At 65.3% G+C, this 26,100-nt stretch carries 24 protein-coding genes and 1 pseudogene; 4 read left to right on the top strand and 21 right to left on the bottom strand.

Annotated features, from left to right (window positions below):
* Positions 1–13: 13 nt before the first annotated feature.
* From PSO31014_RS18020 to flgB, 5 genes are all read right to left on the bottom strand, one after another.
* Positions 14–757: a flagellar basal body rod protein FlgF gene (locus PSO31014_RS18020; protein ID WP_017233636.1), complete on the bottom strand. Its 744-nt coding sequence runs from the start codon at positions 755–757 to the stop codon at positions 14–16.
* A 41-nt stretch (positions 758–798) separates the two neighbouring features.
* The gene (gene flgE, locus PSO31014_RS18015; RefSeq protein ID WP_130027567.1) at positions 799–2,055 is read right to left on the bottom strand and encodes a flagellar hook protein FlgE; all 1,257 of its coding nucleotides are present in this window, start codon (positions 2,053–2,055) and stop codon (positions 799–801) included.
* 88 nt (positions 2,056–2,143) lie between these two features.
* Entirely contained in the window at positions 2,144–2,869 is a 726-nt protein-coding gene (flgD, locus tag PSO31014_RS18010) for a flagellar hook assembly protein FlgD (RefSeq protein ID WP_150552865.1), read from the bottom strand.
* Between the two features lie 22 nt (positions 2,870–2,891).
* Positions 2,892–3,296, bottom strand: a complete 405-nt coding sequence (gene flgC, locus PSO31014_RS18005; protein WP_017233633.1) for a flagellar basal body rod protein FlgC — start codon at positions 3,294–3,296, stop codon at positions 2,892–2,894.
* Between the two features lie 5 nt (positions 3,297–3,301).
* The gene (flgB, locus tag PSO31014_RS18000) at positions 3,302–3,742 is read right to left on the bottom strand and encodes a flagellar basal body rod protein FlgB (RefSeq protein ID WP_281349131.1); all 441 of its coding nucleotides are present in this window, start codon (positions 3,740–3,742) and stop codon (positions 3,302–3,304) included.
* 399 nt (positions 3,743–4,141) lie between these two features.
* Here flgB and flgA point away from each other — a divergent pair, with 399 nt between their 5' ends.
* The 3 genes from flgA (at position 4,142) to PSO31014_RS17985 (ending at position 6,087) form a co-directional block, all read left to right on the top strand.
* Complete coding sequence (flgA, locus tag PSO31014_RS17995; protein ID WP_174976570.1) at positions 4,142–5,167, top strand: flagellar basal body P-ring formation chaperone FlgA; 1,026 nt, start codon at positions 4,142–4,144, stop codon at positions 5,165–5,167.
* A 126-nt stretch (positions 5,168–5,293) separates the two neighbouring features.
* Positions 5,294–5,632, top strand: coding sequence for a flagellar biosynthesis anti-sigma factor FlgM (gene flgM / locus PSO31014_RS17990; RefSeq protein ID WP_150552862.1), 339 nt, complete (start codon positions 5,294–5,296; stop codon positions 5,630–5,632).
* Positions 5,629–6,087, top strand: a complete 459-nt coding sequence (locus PSO31014_RS17985) for a flagella synthesis protein FlgN (protein ID WP_150552861.1) — start codon at positions 5,629–5,631, stop codon at positions 6,085–6,087. Before flgM ends, PSO31014_RS17985 begins: the two co-directional genes overlap by 4 nt.
* Positions 6,088–6,104: 17 nt before the next feature.
* Here PSO31014_RS17985 and PSO31014_RS17980 read toward each other — a convergent pair.
* Positions 6,105–6,263 (bottom strand): annotated as a pseudogene (locus PSO31014_RS17980) (toxin-antitoxin system HicB family antitoxin); the annotation flags it as partial.
* Positions 6,264–6,630: 367 nt separating this feature from the next.
* On the opposite strand from PSO31014_RS17980, the gene PSO31014_RS17975 reads away from it, so the two are divergent.
* Entirely contained in the window at positions 6,631–6,909 is a 279-nt protein-coding gene (locus PSO31014_RS17975; RefSeq protein ID WP_150552860.1) for a CBU_0592 family membrane protein, read from the top strand.
* A gap of 74 nt (positions 6,910–6,983) precedes the next feature.
* Here PSO31014_RS17975 and PSO31014_RS17970 read toward each other — a convergent pair whose 3' ends face one another.
* The 15 genes from PSO31014_RS17970 to cheA all read right to left on the bottom strand — a co-directional run bounded on the left by PSO31014_RS17970 (position 6,984) and on the right by cheA (position 26,074).
* Positions 6,984–7,712 (bottom strand): RNA polymerase sigma factor FliA, encoded by a 729-nt coding sequence (locus PSO31014_RS17970; protein WP_150552859.1) that lies wholly within the window; start codon positions 7,710–7,712, stop codon positions 6,984–6,986.
* 37 nt (positions 7,713–7,749) lie between these two features.
* On the bottom strand, positions 7,750–8,625 hold the full coding sequence (locus tag PSO31014_RS17965) for a MinD/ParA family ATP-binding protein (RefSeq protein ID WP_150552858.1): 876 nt from the start codon (positions 8,623–8,625) through the stop codon (positions 7,750–7,752).
* On the bottom strand, positions 8,618–9,883 hold the full coding sequence (gene flhF / locus PSO31014_RS17960) for a flagellar biosynthesis GTPase FlhF (RefSeq protein ID WP_150552857.1): 1,266 nt from the start codon (positions 9,881–9,883) through the stop codon (positions 8,618–8,620). Before flhF ends, PSO31014_RS17965 begins: the two co-directional genes overlap by 8 nt.
* The gene (flhA, locus tag PSO31014_RS17955; RefSeq protein ID WP_150552856.1) at positions 9,880–11,985 is read right to left on the bottom strand and encodes a flagellar biosynthesis protein FlhA; all 2,106 of its coding nucleotides are present in this window, start codon (positions 11,983–11,985) and stop codon (positions 9,880–9,882) included. Before flhA ends, flhF begins: the two co-directional genes overlap by 4 nt.
* A gap of 3 nt (positions 11,986–11,988) precedes the next feature.
* Positions 11,989–13,140: a flagellar biosynthesis protein FlhB gene (flhB, locus tag PSO31014_RS17950; RefSeq protein WP_150552855.1), complete on the bottom strand. Its 1,152-nt coding sequence runs from the start codon at positions 13,138–13,140 to the stop codon at positions 11,989–11,991.
* Between the two features lie 186 nt (positions 13,141–13,326).
* Positions 13,327–13,920: a protein phosphatase CheZ gene (gene cheZ, locus PSO31014_RS17945; protein ID WP_051060153.1), complete on the bottom strand. Its 594-nt coding sequence runs from the start codon at positions 13,918–13,920 to the stop codon at positions 13,327–13,329.
* A gap of 83 nt (positions 13,921–14,003) precedes the next feature.
* Positions 14,004–14,402, bottom strand: a complete 399-nt coding sequence (cheY, locus tag PSO31014_RS17940) for a chemotaxis response regulator CheY (RefSeq protein ID WP_017233620.1) — start codon at positions 14,400–14,402, stop codon at positions 14,004–14,006.
* A 135-nt stretch (positions 14,403–14,537) separates the two neighbouring features.
* Positions 14,538–15,617, bottom strand: coding sequence for a protein-glutamate methylesterase/protein-glutamine glutaminase (locus tag PSO31014_RS17935; RefSeq protein WP_150552854.1), 1,080 nt, complete (start codon positions 15,615–15,617; stop codon positions 14,538–14,540).
* Complete coding sequence (gene cheD / locus PSO31014_RS17930; protein ID WP_150552853.1) at positions 15,614–16,288, bottom strand: chemoreceptor glutamine deamidase CheD; 675 nt, start codon at positions 16,286–16,288, stop codon at positions 15,614–15,616. Before cheD ends, PSO31014_RS17935 begins: the two co-directional genes overlap by 4 nt.
* Before the next feature lies 1 nt (position 16,289).
* Entirely contained in the window at positions 16,290–17,216 is a 927-nt protein-coding gene (locus PSO31014_RS17925; protein ID WP_246176771.1) for a CheR family methyltransferase, read from the bottom strand.
* Between the two features lie 50 nt (positions 17,217–17,266).
* Positions 17,267–18,889 (bottom strand): methyl-accepting chemotaxis protein, encoded by a 1,623-nt coding sequence (locus PSO31014_RS17920; RefSeq protein ID WP_174976569.1) that lies wholly within the window; start codon positions 18,887–18,889, stop codon positions 17,267–17,269.
* A gap of 182 nt (positions 18,890–19,071) precedes the next feature.
* Positions 19,072–20,847 (bottom strand): methyl-accepting chemotaxis protein, encoded by a 1,776-nt coding sequence (locus PSO31014_RS17915; RefSeq protein WP_150552851.1) that lies wholly within the window; start codon positions 20,845–20,847, stop codon positions 19,072–19,074.
* 71 nt (positions 20,848–20,918) lie between these two features.
* Positions 20,919–23,255, bottom strand: a complete 2,337-nt coding sequence (locus tag PSO31014_RS22845) for a methyl-accepting chemotaxis protein (protein ID WP_150552850.1) — start codon at positions 23,253–23,255, stop codon at positions 20,919–20,921.
* Between the two features lie 63 nt (positions 23,256–23,318).
* On the bottom strand, positions 23,319–23,834 hold the full coding sequence (locus tag PSO31014_RS17905; protein ID WP_150552849.1) for a chemotaxis protein CheW: 516 nt from the start codon (positions 23,832–23,834) through the stop codon (positions 23,319–23,321).
* Positions 23,835–23,851: 17 nt separating this feature from the next.
* The gene (gene cheA, locus PSO31014_RS17900; protein ID WP_150552848.1) at positions 23,852–26,074 is read right to left on the bottom strand and encodes a chemotaxis protein CheA; all 2,223 of its coding nucleotides are present in this window, start codon (positions 26,072–26,074) and stop codon (positions 23,852–23,854) included.
* Positions 26,075–26,100 lie beyond the last annotated feature (26 nt).

Raw genomic sequence — 26,100 nt, 5'->3', positions numbered from 1 at the left:
CGCCACACGCCCGTTAGCTGAAGTTCAGCAACTGGTTGGCGGATTGTTCGTTGGTGTCGGCCGTCTGCAGCATCTTCATCTGCATCTCGAAGGCCCGCGACTGCGAGATCATGTTCACCAGGCCAGTGACCGGATTGACGTTGCTGTTCTCGATCGCCCCAGCGACGACAACGACGTTCGGATCGACCTGCGCCGGCGCATTGTTCGCCGTGCGGAACAGCCCGTCGTCGCCTCGCACCAGATTGGTCTCGGGCGGATTGACCAGCTTCAGTTGGCCCATCACGGCAATGGAGTTGGGCGGATCGCCCTGCCCCAGCGCCGAGATCGTGCCGTCGGTGCCGATGCTCACCGCCGCGCCCGGCGGCACGGCGGCCGGCCCGGCGTCGGTCATGACCGGCAGCCCGTGCAGCGTGAGTTGCCCGTCGGCCGTCATCTCGAGGTTGCCGCCGCGCGTGTAGGCTTCGCGGCCCTGCGCATCGCGCACGGCGAGCCAGCCCTGCCCCTGGATAGCCACGTCGAGCGGGCGGCCCGTCTGCTGCATCGCGCCGGGCGTGAAGTCGGTACCCGGCGTGGACGTGGCGACAAAGGTCCGCGTGCCGGTCGTGCCGTCTGGCGCACGCACCGGTGCCTGACGGAACGCCGCGAGTTGGGCGCGAAAGCCCGGCGTCGAGACGTTCGCGAGATTGTTGGCGGTGGTCGACTGCTGCTCCATCGCCTGCTTCGCGCCAGTCATGGCGATATAGATCAGACGATCCATCGACGGCCTCCGTGCAAGTTATGCATGTGCGCGAATCCGCCTTACAGGTTGACCATGGTCTGCATCAACTGGTCTTCCGTCTTGATCGTCTGCGCGCTGGCCTGGTAGTTGCGCTGCGCGGTGATCATGTGAACCAGTTCTGCCGTCAGGTCGACGTTCGAGGCTTCGACGGCGCCCGACTGCAGCTTGCCGAGGTTCGTGCCGCCCGGCACGCCGACGATCGGAATGCCCGACGCGGCCGACTCTTGCCAGAGGTTGTTGCCCTGCGGAATCAGGCCCTGCACGTTGTTGAAGTTCGCCAACGCCACCTGTCCCAGCGCCATCGACTGGGTGTTCGAGTACGTGCCGACGATCGTGCCGTCGGCGCTGAACGTGAACCCGGTCAGTCGGCCCGACGTGTAGCCGTTCTGCGTCAGGTTGTTCGGCGAGTAGGTGTTACCGTATTGCGTGGTGCCCGACATGTCGAGCGTCATGCTGGCGCTCGACGCACCGTTACCGTAGTTGATCGTCGGCAACGTGATCGGGCCCGTCACGGCGGCCCCGGTCGAGTCGGTCTGCGACACGAGGCTGCCGGCCGAGTTGAACGTCAGCGTGCCGATCGGACCGGCGCCCACCTGGGTCGTGCCGTCGGTCGAGGCGTACACCGACCACGTGGCATTGTTGGTCACGGCGTTCACGCTCGACTTCACGAAGTACAGGTTCACGTCGTGCGAATTGCCCAGCGAGTCGTAGACCTTGAGCGACGTGGCGTTCGTGTACGAGTTCGGATCGGTAATCGAGAACGCTGTCGTATTGACCGCGCTGCGCGAGTCGAGGTTGAACTGAGCGGTGATCTTGGATGTGGCCGTCGGCGACAGGTCGCCCGTCGGGATGCGCAGATCGACCGGCGAGACGCTGTTGATGATGCCGGTCGGGCCTGCCAGATAGCCGGTCAGGCGGTCGCCGTTGGTGTCGACGATGTAGCCGTTCTTGTCGAGCGAAAACTGACCGTTGCGCGTGTAGGCAATGGCGCCATTGTTCGACATGCGGAAGAAACCGTTACCCGACACCGCCAGATCGAGCTGACGATTCGTGACGGTGATGTCGCCCTGCGTGAACTGCTGGGCGATGCCCGCCACGCGCGTGCCGATACCCACCGTGTTGTTGCCCGCGCCGTACAGCGAGTTGGCGTAGATGTCGGCAAATTGTGCCTCACCCTGCTTGAAGCCGACGGTGGCCGCGTTGGCAACGTTGTTGCCGATGACGTCCAGGTCTTTGGAGGCGGCGTTCAGGCCGCTCAGTCCGGTCGAAAAGGCCATGTGGATACTCCTGAAATTCGGTGGTCGACGACGTCTGTCGCAATGGAAAGGGTTAAGGGCTTACGCCGTGCGGGGTCGATGGGGCCTGTTACAGGATTTCGCGCACATCGGAGAGCTTGACGTTCGAGCCCGTCCCCACGTTGAGCAGCGGCGCGCCGGTCGTGCTGGCCACCACGCTTTGCACCTGCGCGTATGAGAGCAGCGTCGGCGCCATGGACTTGCCGTTGGCCGAGGCAGTCACCGCGAGCGAGTACGTGCCATCGGCCACGGTGGTGCCTGCGTCGTCCTTGGCGTCCCACGTGAGGGCCTGCACCCCGGCGTCGAGCGCGCCCGCGTTGACGGTGCGCACGACCTTGCCCGTGCTGTCCTTGATCTGAATCGTCACCTTGTCGGCGTCGCTCGGCAGTTCGAAGCCGAACGGGGTGGCGGTCTTCGTGACCGTGCCGTCCGTGGCGGTGGTGCTGCCCACCCCGACGCTGCTGCCCGGAATCAGCACGCCCTTGCCCACGAGTGCCGAGGCTTGCAGGCTTTGCGTCGAGTTGAGCTGCGAGGTCACCGACGAGAGCGTGGTATTCAACTGGGTGATGCCCGAGACCGTGCTGATCTGCGCGAGCTGCGAAGTCACCTGCGAGTTGTCCATCGGATTGAGCGGATCCTGATTGTTCATCTGCGCGACGAGTAGCTTCAGGAAACTGCCTTGCAGGTCGTTTGCGCTGCCGGCAGACGAACTGGAGCTGCTGCTGGCGGTGCCGTTGACCGAGTCGAGGAACGTCTGGGATAAGTTCGCGGCGTTCGACGTATTGATACTTGCCATCTTATGGTCTCCGCGCGGCCCCTTACTGGCCGACCGTGAGGGTTTTGAGCATCAGCGTCTTGGCGGTGTTGAGCGCCTCGACGTTGGCCTGATAAGAGCGGGAAGCGGAGATCATGTTGACCATCTCCTCCACCGGATTCACGTTGGGCATGGTGACGTAGCCCTGGGCATTGGCCGCCGGGTTCTTCGGGTCGTACACCGTCTTGAGCGGCGACGAATCCTCGACCACGCCGGCCACCTTCACGCCGCCGACGTTGCTGCCCTCGACCGGATTGACCTGGAACACGACCTGCTTGGCGCGATACGGCTGACCGTCCGGCCCCGTCACCGACTCGGCGTTGGCGAGGTTGCTCGCCGTCACGTTCATGCGCTGCGACTGCGCAGTCATGGCCGATCCGGCGACATCGAAGATGCTCATCAGCGGCATGGCGCTTACCCTTGACTTGTAATGGCGGCCAGCATCGTCTTGATCTGGCTGGACAGGACCGTGAGGCCCGTTTGGTAATGCACGGCGTTGTCGGCGAAGTTCACACGCTCGGCATCGAGTTCGACGGTGTTGCCGTCGATGCTTTGTTGGTACGGCACGCGATACAGCAGCTCGGGACCGCCCATCGGCGGGGCCATGCTCACGCCGCGACCGGCGATATGGCGCGACGAGGTGCGCGAGAGCGAAACACTCGACTCGGTCGCAAGCTGTTGCTGTGCGCCGCGCTCGACCGCCTGGTTCAACGCATTGTTGAAATCGACGTCGCGCGCCTTGTATCCCGGCGTGTCCGCGTTGGCGATGTTCGACGAGATCACCTCCTGGCGATAGGCGCGCATGGCCAGCGCCTGCTGAGAAAATCGCAATGCCGCGTCCAGTTTGTCCATGATCTCGTCTCGCCCGATGCTTGCCTTGATGCGGGTAGTGCACAAGAAGCCTGGCCGTCTCGGCGCCGGGGACGTCCGCTCAGCACTGAGGGCGGGTGTCGCAGCGGTACACAGACGGCATGTCCTGCCGGGGCCCGGGAAAAGTGCGGACCTTTTGGCATGCTTTGCATCGTATGCGTACCCCTCGGGATTCAATCGGGGGAATAGGCACGAGATTGACCGCCATTTCGGGCCATGCCCCGGTTGGCGACATCTCTAGAATGGCTTCCTGACGGCATCGGGCGGGGTTCGCCCCCCAGGCATCGGAACGCTGCCCGGTGCCGTCGGCTTCACGGCGCGGCGCAGGGCGTGCGCCAGCCACCCGGCACACCGCTAGGGTGCCGCGTACGAAGGAGAGTGAGCATGGCAGGCAAATTCGGCGGCGATCTCGCCAGTGCCCCCCGCGCGCGCAGCGCGCTGCGGCAAGGCGTTCGCACAAGCGTGCGATCCAGTCTGCTTGCCGTCGTCCTGAGCCTGGCGAGTCTCGCGGTACCGGGTCTTGCGCAGGCCGCCTCGCCTGCCGCGGGTGTTGCCACCGACCCGGCCGCGCAGCATCTGGGGAGCACGCTCGGCCCCGGCGCCGTCGTCATTCCCGGCAACCATGCCGCAGCCGGCGGTATCGCCTCGAACGTGTCGAACGTGTCGAGCGCGGCCCGGAATGTGGCAGCGACGGTCACAACGGCGAATGCCAATTCGAATGCCGGGGTGGCCGCCGCAATGCAAGCCCCCCAGGCCGCCAGCGCCGTTCAGTCCCAGTTCCAGAACACCGAAGTCATCCGTCAGACGGCCGAACGTTTCCTGCGCGAGCAGACGACAGGGTTGCCGGGACGTGTGAGCTTGACCGTGGGCGACGCGGTCTCCGATCGGATGCCGGCCTGCGCCGCCCTCGAACCCTTTCTGCCGCCGGGGGCGCGCCTGTGGGGGTCGACGACCGTCGGCGTGCGCTGCGCGGGCGAGCGTCCCTGGACGCTCTACCTTCAAGCCCGTGTGAGCATCACCGCCACGTATTTCGTTGCCGCGCGTCAGATCAACCCGGGCGAAGCCATCGGGCCGAACGATCTGTCACCGCGTCAGGGCGATCTCACCTTGCTGCCGCGCACCGTGGCGACCGATGCCGGTCAGATCATCGGCACGGTGGCGGTGAACCGGATCACATCCGGCCTGCCGATCCGTTCCGATCTGCTGCGCAGCGCGATTGCCGTTCAGCAGGGGCAAACCGTGCGCGTCGTCTCGCGCGGCTCGGGCTTCGAGGTAAGTACCGAAGGACAGGTGCTGTCGCGCGCCAGCGCCGGCGATCCCGTTCAGGTGCGCACCCGCGCCGGTCAGCTCGTCAGCGGGACCGTCAAGACCGGCAAGAATGGGAGCGTTGAAGTGGAAGTTGCCCTGTAAGCAAACACTCACTACGGGTTAGAATTCACTGAAATCGGCCGGTCGCGGGATCGGGTAACAGGATGTAACTTACCTAAAGTTGCGCCCGACGATGCCGTTACACAGGCAGGTTTCAGGGGAAAGCATATGAAAATCGAACCACCCGCCAATCCGTTGACTGGTGTCGGTCCGGGCAAGGCGCCGACCGACCGGACGACTGCCGCCACGGCGAACGCCGAAGGCACGAACGCGTCTGTCGCCAGCACGGGCAGCGGCGCGAACGTGAGCGCGAGCGCGCTGTCGTCGGAGATGCGCGCCTTGCAGGCAGCGCTGGCGAAGACGGGATCTGCCGATATAGACGTGGCCAAGGTGGCCGCGATCAAGCAGGCCATCTCCGAAGGAAAGCTCGTCATTGATCCCAGCAAGATTGCGGACGGTCTCATTGCGACCGCGCGCGATCTGCTCTCCACGCAATCGAAGTCATGACCACTGACGCCCTGCTGAAAACTCTCGCCGCCGAAACAAACGCCATTCGCGCGTTTTCGGCGCTGCTTCTCGAGGAACAGCAGGCGTTGGTCAATGGCATGCTCGACGCGTTGCCGGAGCTGACCGAGCGCAAGACGCAAGCCGTGACCGACCTCGCGGCCCTTGGGCGCGAACGCGACACCGAGCTGGAAGCCTTGGGCTATCGTCCGGACGAGTCGGGCGCCACGGCGGCGGCCGCTGCCGACATCGGCATCGACGCCGCGTGGAAGGCGCTGCTGGATGCAGCGATCGAAGCCAAGCGTGCCAATGAAACGAATGGCGTGCTGATTCGCACGCGTCTGACCTACACGCAGCAGGCGCTGAACGTGCTGTACGGCCCACAGCAGAACGCCCCGCTCTACGGCCCCGATGGCCGCACCGCCCCGCGATCGAGCGGTGGCAGCATTACGGCTTGACTGCGGCTTGACGCGGTTTAGTTCGCCGCAAGTTTGAGGCTCGCCAGCCGATTCAGACTGACCCCCAGTTCCGCCGCTTCGATGACCAACGCGCGATGTAGCGTTGGGGGAATCCGCACGCGAAATTCACCGCTGTAACGATGCTCGGCCAGCGGGGCCGGCGCCGTTTCCCGATTGGTCCGAAAATATAGCGTCTTGCCACGCCCAAGTGCAAGAAGCCCTCGGAGACGATCGTCTGAGGGCTTGGGTCAATAGGCGTGAGACTTAACTCGCCGACGTCTGCGTCGTCTCACGCAACGGTGAGATTTCCTGGGCCGCATCCGAAAGACGGTGCGTTATCCGATCGCCGCACACAACCCGAAAAGCCCGCACGCCAAGCGCTTTCGGACTCATCGGTACGGAAAACGGCATCGTCGCCGCCCCATACGTCGTGACTCATCGGGGCATACTTCCCTGTCTTAGCAATGCATGACATCCGACGGGGAGTTTCAATGATCGCGGGCCACGAATTTAACGAGAGCAAAATCGCGGTGCCGACCTGACATGACGACAGCAGCCATGGCGGATGTGGTCGGCATCACCGGCGCACTCCTCGTCGTCGTCGCCTATTTCCTGAATCTTCGCGGAACGCTCACCACCAACGATTATCGCTATTCCGTCTTGAATCTGTGCGGATCGGCGATGATCGTCTACTCGCTCGCGTACAACCCCAATCCGGCCTCGCTGCTCATCGAGGCCTTCTGGGTCTCGATCAGCCTTTATGGCTTGCTCAAGTCATTGAAAGCACGCCGACGAGCCCTTCGAGCCCACCGCAATGGCTAAGCCAGAGGCCATTGAGCCACAGCCGAGTCCGTCGAGCGCGCCCCTTCCGTCCATCAGTCACCCGCTCGGACACCTTAACTCGCCGACGTCCAAGCCTTCTCGCGCAACGTTGTGCGCAGGCGCGAGATCGCCTGGCTATGCAACTGGCAGACGCGCGATTCGCTCACTTCCAGCACCGCGCCGATCTCGCGCAGGTTCAAGCCCTGGTCGTAATACAGGCTCATGAGCAACTTCTCGCGCTCCGGCAGCCGATCGATCGCATCGATCACGCCGCCGCGCAGCCCCTCGTCGAGCAACATCGTCAGCGGATCGGCGCCTGGATCCACGCAGATCCGGTCGATAAACGGCTCTTCGTCCGCCGAATCGAAATCCTCGTAATAGACGAGCTGGCAGCCATGCACGTCCTGCAGCATCTGCTGGTATTCGGCCAGACCGATCGACATCTCGCCCGCGATCTCGCTCTCCGACGGCCCCCGGCCCAACCGTTGCTCCAGTCGCTGCACCGCCTTCTCGATCTGACGCGCCGTCTTGCGAATGCCGCGCGACGCCCAATCCAGCTCGCGCAACTCGTCGAGCATCGCACCACGAATGCGCTGGCTCGCGTATGTTTCGAACTGCGCGCCCTGCGTCTCCTGATACCGGTTCGCCGCATCGAGCAGTCCGAGCATGCCCGCCTGAATCAGATCTTCCAATTCCACGCTCGCCGGCAGCTTCGCCATCAGTTGCAGCGCCAGACGACGCACCAACGGCGCGTATTGCGTCAGCGTGTCGTTCGTGTCGACCTTCCCGCTCGCGGTATACATGTTTCCCTCCGCTTCCTCTCGACGCGTGCCGTGTCGCTCAGGCCGTGTGCGCGCTCACCGCGCCCACGCCAAGCGTTATGTCGTTGCCGCGCTCGCCGCCGATGTCACCCACCCCGGCGCCCAACGCGGCCAGCCCCGTCTCTCGCACGGCCAATGGCCAATGCATCACCTGCGCCGCCAATTGCCGATACGCCACCGCCGCCGGCGCCATCGGAAACGCATCGACCACGGTGCGCGTCAATTGCCGAGCGCGCACGACCTGCCTGTCCATCGGCACATGGCCCGCCAGCTCCAGCGACACCGCCAGATAACGGCTCGCCGTCGTGGCCAGATTGCGGCACACCACGCGCGCCTCCACGTCCTCCGCCCGATTCACCAGCACCCGGAACTGCGCCAACGCATACTCGAAATGCGCCTGCTTGATCCACGAATACGCCCCCGTGATCGACGCCGGCTCACACCCCAGCACCACCAGCACATCGTGCGCGTGCGCCGCGAGCGGGCTGAGCACCGCCCCGGCGTGCGTGCAATCGATCACCACGACGTCGGGTTCGCCGGTCGTCAGCAGCGGTAGCGCACGCAACGGATCAATGCGTTCGGGATGCCGATGCGCCACGGGCACCACCACCACGTTATCGCGCGTGTGCACGCGAATCGCCTCGGGCGACACGCGCCCGGCCAGCACGTCGTGGATGTCGCCGCGCAGCGGCAGACCGAGCGCCGGTGCGGCGTGTCCGCTCTCATCGGCCAGCACGACATCCTGACCGTGATGCGCCAGGGCGCTGGCCAAATTCAGCGCGGCACTCGTCTGACCGGCTTCAGGCGCACTCCCCACCACCGCGACGATACGCGTGGTGTGGCGCGCCACGAGCCGGCGCAGACCTTCCGCTTGATCGAGTACGAGCTTAACCAAAGCAAGCCTCGCCTGAGGGTTGCGCGGGTGCGAACAGCCCGCTGTATTGAGGATCGACGCCGCGCACCACGGCCAGCAAGTCTTCCTCAGCCGGCACGAACGGCGAGCCCGTGACCGGCGCGGAAAGCGCGGTGTCGATCAGGAACGGCTTGTCGGCCACGTGCAGGTTCTCCGGCACGCGCTGTCCCGTGGACACATAATGCACCGGCAAGCGGTGACGAATCACCGTATCGAGCACCGACCCGAGATTGGTCGATTCGTCGAGTTTCGTGAGAATGCACCCCGCCAGATCACCACCGCCTTGCGCGCTCGCGCTGCGGTAGGCGTGCACCACCTCGTTGAGCGTATCGCCATGGCTCGTGGCGTTGAGCAGCAACAGCCGCTGCACCGGCGTCTCGGCGCCACACAGCATCGCCACCTGCTCCGGCACCGTACGGTCTCGCTGGCTCATGCCCACCGTGTCGATCAGCACCATGTGCTTGTTGCGCAATTCGGTCAGCGCCAGACGCAGGTCCGTGGCGTCTTTCACCGCGTGCACCGTCACGCCGAGAATCTTGCCGTAGATACGCAGTTGCTCGTGCCCGCCGATACGATAGCTGTCGGTCGTGAGCAGCGCGAGCCTCTCCGCGCCGTGCCGCATCACGCAGCGCGCCGCGAGCTTGGCCGTCGTGGTGGTCTTGCCCACGCCGGTCGGCCCCATCAGCGCATACACGCCGCCGCGGTCCATCAGTTCGTCTTCGTTCGGCATGACGGGCAGATTGCGCGTCAGCGCGCGCTTCACCCATGCCAACCCGCTCTCCAGATCGCCGCCCTCAGGCAGATGTTCGAGCAGCGCCCGACCCAGTTGCGCCGAGAACCCCGCGGCGAGCAGCGTGCGCAGGATCTCGCCCTGCGCCGGGGAACGACGTTGCTTGTCGTTCCACACCAGCCCCGCGACCTGCTCTTCGAGCAAGCCGCGCATGCTCTGAAGCTCATCCATCATGGTTTGGGCAAACGCGCTCGTCGCCCCGGCATCATGGGCCGCCGCGACGGGCGCGCCATTGACGGCAGCGACAGGCGCCGCCGGGCGCGCACGCGGCCGGTGGGTCGGCATGTCGCCGCCCGCGAGCGCGTCAAGATCCTCTTCCGCCAACGCGACGATTTCCACGCCATTGGCGACCGAACGGTTGGACAACACGACCGCATCGGGTCCGATTTCCTCGCGAATCTGGCGCAGTGCATCGCGGCACGTGCCCGCAAAGAATTTCCGAATCTTCACCCTTGACCTCCGATGAGTGCCGTCATTTTCACATTCCGTGTGTCAGGCACTTCCGCATACGACAAAACCTTGAGCTGCGGCACGCTGCGGCGCAAGAAGCGCGAGAGCAGCGAACGCAGCGGATGTTGGACCAGCAGTACCGACGGCAAGCCCTGACGCTCCTGACGTGCCACGGCGGCCTGCGTCTCCCGCAGCAGCGTGTCCGCAAGACCCGGCTCCAGCCCCGTGCCGCCGCCTGCCGACAACGCCTGCGTGAGAATTCTTTCGAGATTGGCGTCGAGCCCCACCACCTCGAGATCGCCATTCCCCGGGAACACGCTTTGCGTGATCGCGCGGCCAAGCGCCAGGCGCACCAGCGCCGTGAGGTCGTGGGCGTCCTGTACACGCGTACCGTGTTCGGCGAGCGTATCGATGATAGTGCGCATGTCGCGAATCGGCACCTGCTCCTCGAGCAGATTCTGCAAGACTTTCTGCAACGTGGTGAGCGCGATCGTCTTCGGCACCAGATCTTCGATGAGCTTGGGTGCGTCCTTGCCGATGCGCTCGATGAGCTGCTGCACTTCCTGACGGCCCAGCAATTCATGCGCGTGGGCGTTGATCAGGTGGTTCAGATGGGTGGCGACCACCGTCCCGGCATCGACCACCGTATAGCCATACGCCTGGGCCTGATCGCGCTGACCGACATCGATCCACGTCGCCGGCAAGCCGAAGGCCGGATCGCGCGTGGGCGTGCCCTGCAGCGGCGCGCTGACCTGCCCCGGATCGATGGCGAGCAGTTGTCCCGGATACGCTTCGCCTTCGCCGATGACCACGCCCTTGAGCGTGATGCGGTACTGGTTCGGGCGCAGCTCCAGGTTGTCGCGAATGTGCACCACCGGTGCGAGAAAGCCGATTTCCTGGGCGAATTTCTTGCGGATGCCCTTGATTCGCTTGAGCAATTCGCCGTCCTGATTGCGGTCGACGAGCGGAATCAGCCGGTAGCCGACTTCCAGTCCGAGCGGGTCGACGAGGGCCACGTCGTCCCACGACGCTTCGGCCACTTCGGCCGGCGCGCTGGACGCCACGGGGGTCGGACGCGCGGCCTGTTGCTTCTCGGCCTCGGCGCGGCGGAACTGATAGCGAGCGAGCGCCCCCAGCCCCAAGGCCAGCAGCAGAAAGGCGAAGTGCGGCATGCCCGGAATCAAGCCCATCAGACCGAGAATCGCCGCCGTGATCCCCAGCACGCGCGGATTGCTGAACAGTTGCGAGACGACCTGCTGGCCGATGTCTTCATCGGTCGCCACGCGCGAGACGACCACACCGGCGGCCGTGGAGATCACCAGCGCGGGAATCTGCGCGACGAGACCGTCACCAATGGTCAGCAGCGTGTAGTTCTTCGCCGCCATGCCGATATCCAGGCCGTGCTGGGCCACGCCGACGATCAGCCCGCCGACGATGTTGATGATCATGATGAGCAGACCGGCGACCGCATCGCCGCGCACGAACTTCGATGCGCCGTCCATAGAGCCGTAGAAGTCGGCTTCCTGGGCGATCACCGAGCGACGCTTGCGCGCCTCCTCTTCGCCGATCAGTCCGGCGTTCAGGTCGGCGTCGATGGCCATTTGCTTGCCCGGCATCGCGTCGAGGGTGAAGCGCGCGCCGACTTCGGCGATGCGCCCGGCGCCCTTCGTGATCACCATGAAGTTGATGACCACGAGGATGATGAACACCACGATACCGACCGCGTAGTTGCCCCCCACCAGGAAGTGGCCGAACGCCTCGATCACTTTGCCGGCGGCGTCCGGCCCGGTATGGCCTTCGAGCAGCACCACGCGGGTGGACGCCACGTTCAGCGACAGACGCAGCAACGTGGAGAACAGCAGCACGCTCGGGAACGCCGCGAAGTCGAGCGGCTTTTGCGTGTACATGCTCACAAGCAGCACCATCACCGCCAGCGCGATGTTGAAGGTGAAGAGCAGATCCAGGATGAACGGCGGCAACGGCAGGATCATCATGCCCAGAATCATGATGATCAGCACCGGCGCGGCGAGCGACTTCAGATTGCCGCCGAGGAGCAGTTGCGACGAGCGCAGTAGCTGGTTCGCGCGAGGATTGAGGTTCATTCGTTACACTCGTTTCGACCCGGCGCGCCGCGGCGCGTCGAGTTCGGCCGGCACCGGCAGATCCGACGGGGTAACGGGCGCGGCGCCCCCCTCGGTGCGCCAGCGGCGAAGCTGGAAGACCCACGCCAGCACTTCGGCCACGGCCGTGTACAGCGTGGCCGGAATTTCGTGACCGATGTCCACGTGCGCGTGCAGTGCCCGTGCCAGCGGCGGGGCTTCGAGAATCGGAATGTGGTGCTCGGCACCCATCTCGCGGATGCGCTGCGCGACGAGATCCGTGCCCTTGGCCAGCACGCGCGGGGCGGTCATGTTTTCCTTGTATTCGAGCGCGACGGCAAAGTGCGTCGGGTTGGTCACAATCACGTCGGCCTTGGGCACGTCCTGCATCATGCGACGGCGCGCGGTCTGGCGCTGCAACTGGCGGATGTGCGCCTTGAGGTGCGGATCGCCTTCGCTTTCCTTGTTTTCCTGCCGCACTTCCTCTTTGGTCATGCGCAGCTTCTTGTAGTGCTGCCAGAGCTGGAAGGGGACGTCGATGGCCGCCACCAGCATCAGCGATGCCACGATGAACGCGCAGCACACCGCGATCAACTCGCCCACATACGGCAAGGCCGCGCGAGGCGACTGCGTCATCAGCCCCATCACCGCGTCGCGGTCGCGCGCAATCGCCCAGTAGGCCACGGCGCCAACGAGCACCGTCTTGGCCACCGCCTTGACGAGTTCGACCAACCCCTGCACGGAAAACATGCGGCCCAGCCCCTTGAGCGGGTTCAGGCGGCCGAAGTTGGGCGCGAGCGACTGGGTGGTGAAGAGCCAACCGCCCAGCGCCATCGGGGCAGCGATCGCCGCAAGCACCAGCACACCGAGCAGCGGGGCAATGGCGATGAGCGCGTCGGCGCCCGAGCGTGCGGCGTACGAGAGCATGCGGTGGGTGTCGAGGGCGGTGCCCGGCTCGAACTGCATTCCGTGGCGCATCAGTTGGGCGAAGCCTTGCGAGATACGGTCAGCCGTCATCCACAAGCCGGCCACCCCGGCCGCCAGCAAGGCGAACGTGGACAGTTCCCGCGAACGCGCAACCTGTCCTTCCTCGCGCGCCTTTTCAAGGCGCCGGGGAGACGCAGGTTCCGTCTTTTCGAGATCGCTATCCTCAGCCATGCCTTATCCACTGCGGGCGGACGAAGCCACCCTATCGCGACCGATTATGGCCGTAACCGTCAAGTCACAAAGGGGGGAATAGAGGCGGGATTGGGCGGTATTTCGCGCCGGCGTCCGGCAAAGGGCGGAAACGCCGTCAAAAAGCGACGCCCCGGCAGCCCATCGACGGGCCGGCGGGGCGAATCCTCAGAAGCCGAGGCTGGCGAGCAGGTCGTCGACCTGCCCTTGATCGGACACGATGTCGGTGCGGCCGTCGGTCTTGACCTGCGGCCCGTTGAGCAGCGAGTCTTCGGCTTCCTTGCGCTTCTCGGGCGGCATGTTTTCGAGCAGCGTCTGCAACAGGTGCTTCTCGATCTCCTGCACGACATCCATGATCTTCTTGATGACCTGCCCGGTCAGATCCTGGAAGTCCTGCGCCATCATGATTTCCATCAGATGGTGGTTGGTCGCGCGCGTGTCGTCCGGCACGCGGCGCAGATACGTGCGCGTCTCCACGACCAGCTTGCGGGCGTCGTCGAGTTCGAGCGGCTCGTCGAACCACTTGGCCCAGCGTTCGTCGAGTGCGTTGGCGTCCGCTTCGAGACGATCCTGAAGGGGCTTGGCCAGTTCGATGGCCGTGAGCGCCCGCACCGCCGCCTGCTCGGTCAGCGTGGCGACATAGTTCAGGCGGTCGCGCGCGTCGGGAATCGCTTCGGCCGCCTGCTCGAGTTGCTTGTCCAACCCGAGTTCGCGCAGGTTGTCGCGCAGCATGCGTGTCAACTGCCCAACGCGCATGAGCATGCGCGCGGACGGGTCCGCTTCGCCGGTCACGTAAGCGCCGTTGGGCTCACCCGGCCATTCAGTGCTCGCCTCGTGGGTCACGCTCACGCCCCTGTCTTAACCATTTTCTCGAAGATCTTGCCCAGCTTCTCGTCGAGCGTCGCGGCCGTAAACGGCTTGACCACATACCCGCTTGCGCCAGCCTGGGCGGCCGCGATAATGTTTTCCTTCTTCGCTTCGGCCGTGACCATCAGCACCGGCAGCTTCGCGAGGTTCGGATCGGCCCGGATCTGTTGCAGCATCGTCAGGCCGTCCATGTTCGGCATGTTCCAATCCGAGACCACGAATTCGAAGCTGCCGCCACGCAGCTTGGCCAGCGCCGCCGCACCGTCTTCCGCCTCGTCGACATTGGAGAAGCCCAGCTCCTTGAGCAGGTTTCTCACAATCCGGCGCATCGTCGGAAAATCGTCGACGACCAGGAATTTCAAGTTCTTGTCTACCATCATCACTCCAATTCAGCCGGCGCCCCGCGGGGGCCGGCGATATTCATGGGCAGATTTCGCCACCACTCGGTGCCCCAAGTGTGTCCGCAAATCGACGCGACGCATACGGCGAAAAAACGCCAAAAAAGCGCCCTACTATACCCGCTGGGTGCGATCGCCAAATTTCGCAACCTGATGCAGCACTTTGCGGGCCATTTCGTGCAACGGCACCACTTCTTCCGCCCCGCCCATCGCAATGGCCTCGCGCGGCATGCCGAACACGATGCAACTCGCCTCGTCCTGCGCGAAGGTGTGCGCGCCGGCCCGGCGCATTTCCACGAGTCCGGCCGCGCCGTCGCGGCCCATGCCCGTGAGAATCACGCCAATCGCATTGCGTCCAGCGTGAACCGCCGCGGAGCGGAACAATACATCGACCGACGGACGATGTCGATTCACCGGCGGTGCCGCTTCGAGCAAGGCCACATAGTTCGCGCCGCTGCGCGAGAGCAGCAGGTGGGTGTCGCCGCCCGGCGCGATGTACGCGTGGCCCGGCAGCACCCGCTCGCCATGCTCGGCTTCCTTCACCGTAATGCGGCACAGTCCGTTCAGGCGCTGCGCGAACGACTTGGTGAAGCCCGCCGGCATATGCTGGGTAATCAGAATCGCCGGGGCGTCCGGCGGCATCGGCACGAGCACCTCACGGATCGCCTCCGTGCCGCCCGTCGACGCGCCAATGATGATCAGCTTCTCCGTCGACACCAGCGGGTTACGCAGCAGCGGCGCCGCTTCGACCGGCACGGGCGTCGCGCTCTTGGGCGGGGCGCTGCGCACGCGGGCACGCGCGGCGCCACGAATCTTGTCGGCAATCATCTCGCCGTAGTCGAGCATGCCGTCGCGAATGCCCAGGCGCGGCTTCGTCACGAAGTCCACCGCGCCGAGTTCGAGCGCGCGCAGCGTGACTTCCGAGCCGCGCTCGGTCAGCGACGACACCATGAGCACCGGCATCGGACGCAAACGCATGAGCTTCTCAAGGAAGTCGAGCCCGTCCATGCGCGGCATTTCGACGTCGAGCGTGAGCACGTCCGGGTTGTGCTGCTTGATCAGGTCGCGCGCCACGAGCGGGTCGGGGGCGGTCGCCACAACGGTCATGTCCGGTTGCGCATTGATGATCTCGGTCATCAGGCTGCGCACGAGTGCGGAATCGTCCACACACAGGACTTTGATAGGTTCGCTCAAGCCCCCTCCATTTGTCGGTTGTCAGGCCCCGGCCGAGGCTTGGCATTTCTGGCCGGTGGCGCAAAGAGTTCTACGGAACCCCGGACTTCGCGTGCACGCAGTCGCTGCGCGTACGCCTGTTCGCGCTGGGCAATGGCCGGGTCGCCCCGGTCGCCCAGCTTTCTGACCATCACCCGCCCGGTGCGCGGCAAGAAGCATACCTTGCGCGGATGCGGTCCAAGAAGATCCTGCGCCGTGACGCGAATCTGCTCCATCTCCAGATAGCGCAACACGAAGTTCGCATTGCGGTCACCGATGTTCAGGGTGGTCATGCCCGCGAGCACCGCGCCGCCGCCGAAGACCTTCGCCTCGAGCCGTTCGCGCCGTGCGCCGAGCTTGATCAGCTCGTTGATGAGCATTTCCATGGCGTAAGCGCCGTAGCGCATCGACGCCGAGAGTATACGGTTGCGCTCGCTCTCGCCATCGTCGGGCAGCATGAAATGATTCATACCGCCGATACCCGTGACGGTATCGCGCACACACGCGGCCACGCACGACCCGAGCACCGTCACGAGCATGATGTCGTCGGTCGTGACGTAGTACTCGGACGGCAGCAGCTTCACCGCCTGCGTGTCGAACGCATTGTCGAAGTAGTGGTTGGTGGCGAGCGCCTCGGCCAGTGGCTGCGTCATGTCAGGCCCCTCGCGCGGTCGAGCCGGCCAGCTCGTACACCGTCTGCCCGCGCAGCCGGAACGCCTGGCTCACGTAGGTGAAGTTCTCGGAGTGCCCGGCGAAGAGCAAACCATCCGGCTTGAGCAAAGGCACGAAGCGCTCGAGAATGCGCGCTTGCGTGGCCTTGTCGAAATAGATCATCACGTTGCGGCAGAAGATGACGTCGAACGGCCCGCCGATCTGCCACGACGGCGCGAGCAGGTTAAGCGGCGCGAACGTCACGAGCTGCTGCAGCTCCGGACGCACCTTGATCTTGCCCTCGTTGGCGCCCGTGCCCCGCAGGAAGTGGCGGCGCAACTGCTCTTGCGAGAGTTTGCCGGTCTGCTCGCCGCTGTAGACCGCGCTCGATGCCCGCGCGAGCACCTGCGTGTCGAGATCGGTGGCGAGCACGCTCGCGTTGGGCCGCGTGCCGAGCGTGTCGACGAGCGTCATCGCAATCGAATACGGTTCTTCGCCGGTCGACGCCGCGCAGCACCAGATCGAGATCGGTTTGGCCCGCTGACGCACGAAGTCGGCAAGCAGCGGGAAATGGTGCGACTCCCGGAAGAACGAGGTCAGATTGGTCGTCAACGCATTGGTGAACGACTCCCATTCGGTCTCGCCGGTGTCGGCCTCGAGCATGTCGAGGTATTCGGTGAAGCTCGTCATGCCGAGCGCGCGCAAGCGCCGCGCGATGCGGCTGTACACCATCTCGCGCTTGTGCTCCGCCAGGGCGATCCCGGCGCGCTGATAGATCAGGTTACGGATGCGGCCGAAATCGGCTAACGAGAAGGTGAAATCGCGCTCGCCGGAGAGGGCGGCACCGCTGGCGCGCGCGAAATCCGCGCTGCGCGAGCCGACGTCGCCGTCGATGCCAGCGGCACCTCGACGCGTCGTAGGTGATGTCATGCGCGAATCAGTCATGTCGTCTCACTTTGCCACCGCGGCAATCGTTCGCGCTATGCCGCGCGAGCCAGGGGTTGCGGCGCCGGCCCGCGACGCGGCGCGCCCATCGCGTGAACGGCCGCGCCGGCACCGCTCGTCTGGAACACCGCCACCGCCGCGCGCAGATCGTGCGCCTGCGATTCCAGCGATCCCGCCGCGGCTGCCGCTTCTTCCACGAGCGCCGCGTTCTGCTGCGTCACCTCGTCCATCTGCGTCACGGCGCGGTTGACCTGTTCGATACCGCTCGACTGCTCGTTCGATGCCGCCGAGATCTCCCCCATGATGTCCGTCACGCGCTTGACCGCCTGCACGATCTCGCCCATGGTCTGCCGCTGCTGAGTCACGAGCGCCGTGCCGTCCTGAACGCGGCGCGCCGATTCTTCGATCAGCGCCTTGATTTCCTTCGCCGCCGCCGCACTGCGCTGCGCCAGCGTGCGCACTTCGCCCGCCACCACCGCGAAACCACGGCCCTGCTCGCCCGCACGGGCGGCTTCCACCGCGGCGTTCAGCGCCAGGATGTTGGTCTGAAACGCGATCCCGTCGATCACGCCGATAATGTCGACGATCTTGCTCGAGCTGGTCGAAATGCCGTCCATCGTCTCGCCCACCTTTCCAGAGACCTGACCGCCACGGGTCGCGATCTCCGACGCATTCACGGCAAGCTGGCTCGCCTGGCGCGCGTTATCGGCGTTCTGCTTGACGGTGGCGGTGAGTTGCTCCATCGACGATGCCGTCTCCTCGAGCGACGCGGCCTGCTGTTCAGTGCGTGCCGACAGATCGGTGTTGCCCGCCGCAATTTCCTGCGCCGCCGTCGTGATCGATTCGGTACCCTCGCGGATCTGCCCGATGGTCTCGGCCAGCGTGCGCTGCATGCGTTGCATCGCGTAGAGCAGGCTGCTGTTGTCGCCCGGTGCCAGCATCACGTGGCTTTGCAGATCGCCGCTCGCGATGCGATGGGCGATGTCGGCCGCGTATTCCGGCTCGCCGCCGAGGCTGCGCTGCACGTTGCGAATGATCGCGATCATGGCGGCCGTCACGATGGCGCCGATGAGCAACAGGGCAATGCCGTAGCGAATCAACGCACTGTAGAACGCTTCGTCGACGTCCTGCATGTACATGCCGCTCATCACGCTCCAGTCCCACGGCGCGAAGTACTTCACGAACGAGAGCTTTTCCAGGCGCTTGTCGCTGCCCGCGACACGACCGTGATATTCGACGAAGCCCGAGCCCTTCTCCTTGGCAACGCGAGCCATCTCGACGAACAGCAGCTTGCCGTTCGAGTCCTTATAGTTCGAGACGTCCTTGTTCACCAGATCGGCCAGCGTCGGATGCATGAGCACGACCGGCTTCGAGTCGAACACGACCAGGTAGCCGCTGTCGCCATAGCGCATCGTCTTCAGGCGGGCCATGGCCTGTTGCTTCGCTTCGTCGACGCTGATCTTGCCCGCCGCCGCTTGTGCCGCGTAGTCGCGCACGATTCCGTCGGCACTCGTGACGACGCTTTGCACCGCCGCACGCCGCTCCGATACCATCGTGCTGCGTTCATGCCAGGCGGCCCAGCCGCCGAAAATCAAAAGACCGAGCCACATCAGCGCAAGCGCGGACCAGAGTTTTGCCTTGAGACTCAATTGCTTCATGATGTGACCCTCCACTACCCGCACGTCGCGTGCGCGATGCACGCGGCGGCTTTCGTCTTGCCGATTGTTGCCACTTGCCGACACGCGCCCCGTGACCTCCGGTTCGTCCCGCGATGGGGAGTGGCGCGTGCACCGTTCCAATAGTTGTTAACGAGTTGCCCGAGTGAGCGCGCGCGGCGCGATCAGAAGGTCTCCCAGTCGCCGCTGGCGTCATCTGTGCCGGTGCGGGCGCTTGCCGCCGGGGCAGCCGCCGCCGGCGCCGGTCTGCGCAGCGCAGCGGTCGCGGCCTTCGGGGCCACGGCTGACGTCGGTGCGGACGCAGCGGGCGCCGTCGCCTTCGCCTTCTTCGCCACAGGGCGGGCCACCGGGGCAGCCGCGAGCGTCGGCGCCGTGTGGCTGGACGCCGCCTGGCTGGCGTCCAGACGGAACACCGAGACGACCGTCTTCAATCGATTGGCCTGCTCTTCGAGCGAGCCGGCTGCCGCCGCCGCTTCTTCCACGAGCGCCGCGTTCTGTTGCGTGACCTCGTCCATCTGCGTGACGGCGCGATTGACCTGTTCGATGCCGCCCGACTGCTCGCTCGACGCCGCCGAGATCTCGCCCATGATGTCCGTCACGCGCTTGACCGCCTGCACGATCTCTTCCATCGTCTGACCGGCTTGCTCGACGAGCGACGAGCCGTCCTGAACCTTGTGGGAGGAGTCTTCGATCAGTTCCTTGATTTCCTTGGCCGCGGCCGCGCTGCGCTGCGCCAGCGTGCGCACTTCGCCCGCCACCACCGCGAAACCACGGCCCTGCTCGCCGGCGCGCGCGGCTTCCACCGCCGCATTCAGCGCGAGAATGTTGGTCTGAAAGGCAATCCCGTCGATCACGCTGATGATGTCGACGATCTTGCTCGAGCTGGTCGAGATGCCCTGCATCGTGCCGACCACGCGGCCCACCACTTCGCCGCCGCGTGCGGCGATGTCCGACGCGGTCACGGCAAGCTGGCTCGCCTGGCGCGCGTTGTCCGCGTTCTGCTTGACCGTGGCGGTGAGCTGCTCCATCGACGACGCCGTCTCTTCAAGCGACGCGGCCTGCTGTTCGGTGCGTGCCGACAGATCGGTATTGCCCGCGGCAATCTGCTGCGCGGCCGAGGTGATCGACTCGGTACCCGAGCGGACCTCCGTTACAGTGCGCACGAGGCTGTCCTGCATATGCTTCACGCCCTTGAACAGACGCCCGGTTTCGGTGTCGTTCCACACTTCGATGCGCTGCGTCAGGTCGCCGCCCGCGATCTTCTCGAAATGCTTGATGGCGTCGTCAATGGGGCCGACGACCGCGCGCGTGAGCGTGATCTGCGTGATGATGCCGACGAGAAGTCCAATGACCAGGCCGATACCGACCAGCCACATCACCAGCGTGTAGCGAGCCTGGGCGGCCAGGTAACGGTTCTCGGCACTCTTGTTCTGCAAGTCGGCCAGCGTCACCATCGCCTTGGTGTAATCGGAGAAGAGGCGCGGCACGTCCATGACCGTCTTGGCGTGGAAGTCCGGGATATCGCCCGACTCAATGGCCTTGAGTGCGGGCACGATGCCCTCGTTGACCACCTTGCCACGGGCGGAGATCACCGCATCGGCCAACGGCTTTTCGCTGTCGGACATCGGTTTCGCCGCGTAAGCACCCCACGCGTCATCCGCCGCCTTGAGGTTCTGACGTACGCGGTCGATTGCCGTCTTGATCTCGGTCGGATCGGCAATGAACTCGATGCGCGAGAGCGTCACGCGCGCCGACAGGGTGGAAATCGTCGTCTGTGCGAGGGAGCGCGACGACGCCATGTCGTTCCTGTAGATATCGCGCAGCGACGCATTGCTTTGTTGCAGCGAGAGGAGACCCGCCGCGGCGCCGACGACCAGCAGCACCATGAAGAGTCCCAGCGCCAGCGTCAGCCGTGCCCGGATGGTGACATTCTTAAACATAACGATCTCTACCTCGTGAAGACCGGCCTGCGGCCGGCGTATCCATCTCAACTATCCGAATTACCGACCCGTCAAAATTCTTCCCACTCGCCCGAATCACTCGTGTTTGCGCCCGACTTCGATCCGGCCGATCCGCCCGCCGGTGCCTTGCCTCGACGCGCGGCCAGTTGCAGCACCTGCGCGTCCTCCGGCGTGCCGGCGGCGGGCACCGTCGGCGCGGGTGACTGCGGGCGTCGCGTGACGGTGCGCGTGGCGCCGCCTGCGCTGGCCCGTGCCGGCGCCGCGCGGGCCGCCGAGACCGCCGGGACCGACGTCGAAGCGGCCTCCGGATGGCGTTCCGCGGACGCGCTGTGTCGCGCGGCCGTGTTGTGCGCCGCATCTGCCTTGAAGGCGTCCCCGACACGGAAGACGGCCACGGCGTCGCGCAAGCGACCCGCCTGATCTTCGAGCGAGCCGGCGGCCGCCGCCGCCTCCTCCACGAGCGCCGCGTTCTGCTGCGTGACTTCGTCCATCTGGGTGACGGCGCGATTGACCTGTTCGATGCCGCTCGACTGTTCGCTCGATGCCGCCGAGATCTCGCCCATGATGTCGGTCACGCGCTGCACCGCCTGCACGATTTCCTCCATCGTGTGACCGGCCTGCGCCACCAGCGTCGAGCCGCTCTCCACGCGCCCGACCGAGTCTTCGATGAGCACCTTGATTTCCTTGGCCGCCGCCGCGCTGCGCTGCGCCAGCGTGCGCACTTCGCCGGCCACCACGGCAAAGCCGCGTCCCTGCTCGCCCGCGCGCGCCGCTTCCACCGCCGCGTTCAACGCAAGGATGTTGGTCTGGAACGCGATGCCTTCGATCACGCTGATGATGTCGACAATCTTGTGCGAACTCGACGAAATCCCGTGCATCGTGTCGACCACGTTGCCGACCACGCGGCCGCCGCGGGCAGCGATCTCAGAGGCGTTCACGGCCAGCACGCTCGCCTGCTTGGCGTTGTCGGCGTTCTGCTTGACCGTGGCCGTGAGCTGCTCCATCGACGACGCCGTCTCTTCCAGAGAGGCCGCCTGTTGCTCCGTGCGCGCCGACAGATCGGTGTTGCCCGCCGCGATTTCGTGCGAGGCCACGTTGATCGATTCGATGCCTTCGCGCACATCCGAGACGATGGACAGCAGGCTGTTCTTCATGACGGTGAGGCCGAAGAGCAACTGGCCGATCTCGTCGCGGCCCGTGCCTTCCGCCTTGACGGTCAAGTCGCCCGCCGCGATCTGCTTCGACATCGAGAGCGCCACGCGCAGCGGGTGATTGATCGCGCGGCGCAGCACGCTGCCGAGAACGAACAAGAGGATGATGCCGCCGATCACCGCGATCACCGTGGCCGCACGCACGAAGGTGTGGGCTTTCTGCGATTGCTGATACAGGTCGGTCGCCTGGGTGAGTTCAAGGCGTGTGAGCACGTTCAGCTCGTCACGCATCGGGCCATAGGCCGGCTTCACCTTTTCGAGATACGTCTGCTGTGCGCCTTCGGCCGAGCCGGCCTTGAGCATCTCGACCGTCTGTTGCAGGCCGTCGGTCGTAAAGCGCTGGCGAATCGTGTTGAAGCGCTCGGCTTGCGCGCGCGTGTCCGGGTCGACCGACGCCATGTATTCGGTCCACTCGCGGTTGATGTCGTCGAGGCTGCTCGTGATTTCGTCGCCCGCGCGTTTCATGGCGTCGAGGTTCGGGCTGCCCACGGCTTCGGCCACGAGCAAGACGTCGCGGTCGAGCTTCTGGCCGATGACGGCCAGCGTACTCACCGGCACCATGCCGTGCTGATAGACGCGCAGCAGTTTCCCGTTGCTGCTCGACATCCCCCACAGGCCCAGACCGCCGACCACGGCCAACAGCGTCGCGCCGAGCACGATGATGCCGGTCAGCCGCGCGCGCAGCGTGTCCAGGCGGATTTTGCGCGCCACCGCAGCGAATCCGCCGCGCTCGATCTGGCCGCCGCGAATGCGCAAGTTGCCGGCCTGCCCGCTGCGAAAGCGTGCGTAGATCGTGTCGGCCTGCGCCGTCGTGCCCGCCGCCGGACGCACGCGCACCGACGTGAAGCCAACCACGGCGCCGTTCTCCAGCGTCGGCGTTACCGTGGCCAGCACCCAGTAGAAATCGCCGTTCTTGCGGCGGTTCTTGACCAGCCCGGTCCACGTATCGCCGCGCTTGATCGTCTCCCACAGATCACCGAACGCTTCCGGCGGCATATCCGGATGGCGAACGATGTTGTGCGGAGCGCCCAGCAGTTCTTCACGCGAATAGCCGCTCACCTCCACGAAGGCGGGATTGGCATACGTGATCCGCCCCTTCAGATCCGTCCGTGAGATCAGGTACTGATGCTCGCCGATGACGAATTCGTTCTGGGTAACGGGCTGGTTATTGCGCACGTGCTCGGTCTCCGTGGATTACAGGTCGGGGGGTCTCGGGTCTGTCGGGTGGCGCGCCGGGTCTCAGCTCGCCAGACGCTCGATAAGCGCCATGTCGCTGCTGGTCATGAGCTTCTCGATGTCCATCAGGATCAGCATGCGGCCTTCGACGGTGCCCAGCCCGGTGATGTACTCGGTGGCCAGTTGCGCGCCGAATTCCGGCGCCGGCTTGATTTCGCCACGGGCGAGCGTGAGCACGTCAGAGACCCCGTCGACCACCATGCCGACCACGCGGCCCGCCACGTTCAGAATGATCACGACCGTCTGCGTGTTGTACTCGACGCGGCCCAGACGGAATTTGATCCGCATGTCCACGATCGGCACGATGATGCCGCGCAGATTGATCACGCCCTTGATGAAGTCCGGCGCATTGGCGATGCGCGTGACCGCGTCGTAGCCGCGAATCTCCTGCACCTTCAGGATGTCGATGCCGTATTCCTCTTCACCGAGCGTGAAGACCAGAAACTCCTGACCGTCGCCATCGGTCTGCATGGCGCCACCCTGGCGCGACACGGCATGCTCTTGCGAAAGGTTGTCCATCTGACGCGTCTCCGACTTCAGTTGAAGATGGTGGCGGCCGCCGAGCGCTGGCCGCGCTGAAGCGCCGCCACGTCGACGATCAATGCCACACTGCCGTCACCCATGATGGTGGCGGCGGAAATACCGTGAATACGGCGGTAATTGGTTTCGAGATTCTTCACCACGACTTGCTGCTGGCCGACCAGTTCGTCGACGAGCAGCGCAAAGCGGCGGCCTTCGGCCTGAAGGATCACGATGATGCCCTGCGTGGGATCGGCGCGCGCCTCCGGCACGTCGAACGCGCGGTACAGCTCGACGAGCGGCAGGTATTCGCCGCGCACCAGCACGACCTGACCTTCGCCGGTCACGGCACGAATGTCGTCGCGACGCGGCTGCAGCGACTCCATCACGAAGTTCAGCGGCAGGATGAAGATCTCCGGTCCGACCTTGACGGACATGCCGTCGAGAATCGCGAGCGTGAGCGGCAGCACGATGCGGATCGTGGTGCCCTTGCCGCGCGAGGACAGAATCTCCACGTGCCCGCCCATCTGCTGGATGTTGCGCTTGACGACGTCCATGCCCACACCGCGGCCCGACACGTCGGTGATCGCCTCGGCGGTGGAGAACCCCGGCATGAAGATCAGTTGCCACACGTCTTCGTCGGACATCGAGTCCGAGACCGGCAGCCCCTGCTGCTGCGCCTTGGCAAGGATCTTTTCGCGGCGCAGACCTGCGCCGTCGTCGCTCACTTCGATCACGATGTTGCCGCCCTGATGCGCCGCGGACAGCACGAGCTGACCGACCGGGTCCTTGCCCGAGGCCAGGCGCAGCTCCGTCGTCTCGATGCCGTGATCGAGGCTGTTGCGCACAAGGTGCGTGAGCGGATCGATGATGCGCTCGATCAGGCTCTTGTCGAGTTCGGTCGCCTGACCGAACGTGACGAGTTCGATCTGCTTGCCCAGCTTGGTCGCGAGGTCGCGCACCAGGCGCGGGAAGCGCGAGAACACGTAATCCATCGGCATCATGCGGATGGACATCACGGCCTCTTGCAGGTCGCGCGCATTGCGCTCGAGCTGGCCCATGCCGTTGAACAGGCGATCGTGAAGCATCGGATCGAGGCTGCTCGCCGTTTGCGCGAGCATCGCCTGCGTAATCACCAGCTCGCCCACCAGGTTGATGAGCTGATCGACCTTCTCCACGCCCACGCGAATCGAACTGTTCTCGTGTCCGGCCGCGCCGCCTGCCGGTGCGGCCACGCGCTTCTCGGCCGGCGGATGCGCACCATTGCCACCACTGCCACCGGCAGCGCCGGCATGCGCGGCGGGCGCCTCGGGCGGCACGATGATCGGCTCGGCCGCAGGTGGCGGCACGGGTGCCTCCGGGGCAGCCGCCGCCACCGGGGCGGCGACCGGCACTTCGATCGACGGCGCGGCGACTGGCGCCGGCGCAAAGATTTCCGAGGTCTGGACCGGGGCGGCCACCGGCGTCTCGACCGGCACCGCGGCGGCCATTGCCGCTGCCGCCGTCGCGGCGTCCTGCACGTCGATCTGCGACGGCTCGATCACGAAACAGCACACCGCGAGAATGTCGTCGGCGCCGCACGTGGTATCGAGCCACAGGTGCAGCGTGTCGCCGCTCGACTGGCGGCCAGCCACGTCGCCCAGGTTGCCCAGCTCTTCCGCGAGCAACGTCTGGTCCTTCTCGCCCACGCCGGTGAGCGCGACCTTCAGACGCGTCTGGCCCGGCGGGACAGCGCTTGCGGGAGCGCCGCTCGCGTCCGTCGCCGCCATGGCTTCGGCCGGGGGAGCGGCGGGCGCGGCAGCCGTTGCCGATGCGGCAGGCGCCACGGGGGCGGCAGGGGCGGCCGGAACACCGCTCTCTTCGGCGGCGAGTTGCTGAAGGACTGCGCAGATGCGCTTCATCGCCTCGGCATCGGGCTCACTGGAGGCGCGGTAGGCATTCAACTGTTGATGCAACACGTCTTTGGTTTCCAGGAAGGTGTCGACCATCTCGGTGCGCAACTGCAATTCGCCGCGACGCGCGCGGTCCAGCAGGTTTTCCAGCAGGTGAGTGGTCTCGGTGAGCGCGGTGAATCCGAACGTCGCGGCGCCGCCCTTGATCGAGTGCGCCGCACGGAAGATCGCATTGAGCTGCTCGTTATCGGGTGCATTGATATCGAGCGCGAGCAGGAGATGCTCCATCTCGGCGAGCAACTCTTCCGCTTCATCGAAAAAGGTCTGGTAGAACTGGGTGATATCCACCGATTTCCTCGTCCTAACTTGGTTGT

The organism is Pandoraea soli (assembly GCF_902459595.1).
Taxonomy (GTDB): Bacteria; Pseudomonadota; Gammaproteobacteria; order Burkholderiales; family Burkholderiaceae; genus Pandoraea; species Pandoraea cepalis.
The sequence above is the reverse complement of the archived record's forward strand: the minus strand, read 5'-3'. Positions and strand labels throughout refer to the sequence as shown.

Excerpts from the sequence above, each read along its gene's own strand:
- PSO31014_RS18020 (WP_017233636.1), bottom strand. The coding sequence starts at position 757 with ATGGATCGTCTGATCTATATCGCCATGACTGGCGCGAAGCAGGCGATG.
- flgE (WP_130027567.1), bottom strand. The coding sequence starts at position 2,055 with ATGGCCTTTTCGACCGGACTGAGCGGCCTGAACGCCGCCTCCAAAGAC.
- flgD (WP_150552865.1), bottom strand. The coding sequence starts at position 2,869 with ATGGCAAGTATCAATACGTCGAACGCCGCGAACTTATCCCAGACGTTC.
- flgC (WP_017233633.1), bottom strand. The coding sequence starts at position 3,296 with ATGCCGCTGATGAGCATCTTCGATGTCGCCGGATCGGCCATGACTGCG.
- flgA (WP_174976570.1), top strand. The coding sequence starts at position 4,142 with ATGGCAGGCAAATTCGGCGGCGATCTCGCCAGTGCCCCCCGCGCGCGC.
- flgM (WP_150552862.1), top strand. The coding sequence starts at position 5,294 with ATGAAAATCGAACCACCCGCCAATCCGTTGACTGGTGTCGGTCCGGGC.
- PSO31014_RS17985 (WP_150552861.1), top strand. The coding sequence starts at position 5,629 with ATGACCACTGACGCCCTGCTGAAAACTCTCGCCGCCGAAACAAACGCC.
- PSO31014_RS17975 (WP_150552860.1), top strand. The coding sequence starts at position 6,631 with ATGACGACAGCAGCCATGGCGGATGTGGTCGGCATCACCGGCGCACTC.
- PSO31014_RS17970 (WP_150552859.1), bottom strand. The coding sequence starts at position 7,712 with ATGTATACCGCGAGCGGGAAGGTCGACACGAACGACACGCTGACGCAA.
- flhA (WP_150552856.1), bottom strand. The coding sequence starts at position 11,985 with ATGAACCTCAATCCTCGCGCGAACCAGCTACTGCGCTCGTCGCAACTG.
- flhB (WP_150552855.1), bottom strand. The coding sequence starts at position 13,140 with ATGGCTGAGGATAGCGATCTCGAAAAGACGGAACCTGCGTCTCCCCGG.
- cheZ (WP_051060153.1), bottom strand. The coding sequence starts at position 13,920 with ATGCTCATGCGCGTTGGGCAGTTGACACGCATGCTGCGCGACAACCTG.
- cheY (WP_017233620.1), bottom strand. The coding sequence starts at position 14,402 with ATGGTAGACAAGAACTTGAAATTCCTGGTCGTCGACGATTTTCCGACG.
- cheD (WP_150552853.1), bottom strand. The coding sequence starts at position 16,288 with ATGACGCAGCCACTGGCCGAGGCGCTCGCCACCAACCACTACTTCGAC.
- PSO31014_RS17925 (WP_246176771.1), bottom strand. The coding sequence starts at position 17,216 with ATGACATCACCTACGACGCGTCGAGGTGCCGCTGGCATCGACGGCGAC.
- PSO31014_RS17920 (WP_174976569.1), bottom strand. The coding sequence starts at position 18,889 with ATGAAGCAATTGAGTCTCAAGGCAAAACTCTGGTCCGCGCTTGCGCTG.
- PSO31014_RS17915 (WP_150552851.1), bottom strand. The coding sequence starts at position 20,847 with ATGTTTAAGAATGTCACCATCCGGGCACGGCTGACGCTGGCGCTGGGA.
- PSO31014_RS17905 (WP_150552849.1), bottom strand. The coding sequence starts at position 23,834 with ATGGACAACCTTTCGCAAGAGCATGCCGTGTCGCGCCAGGGTGGCGCC.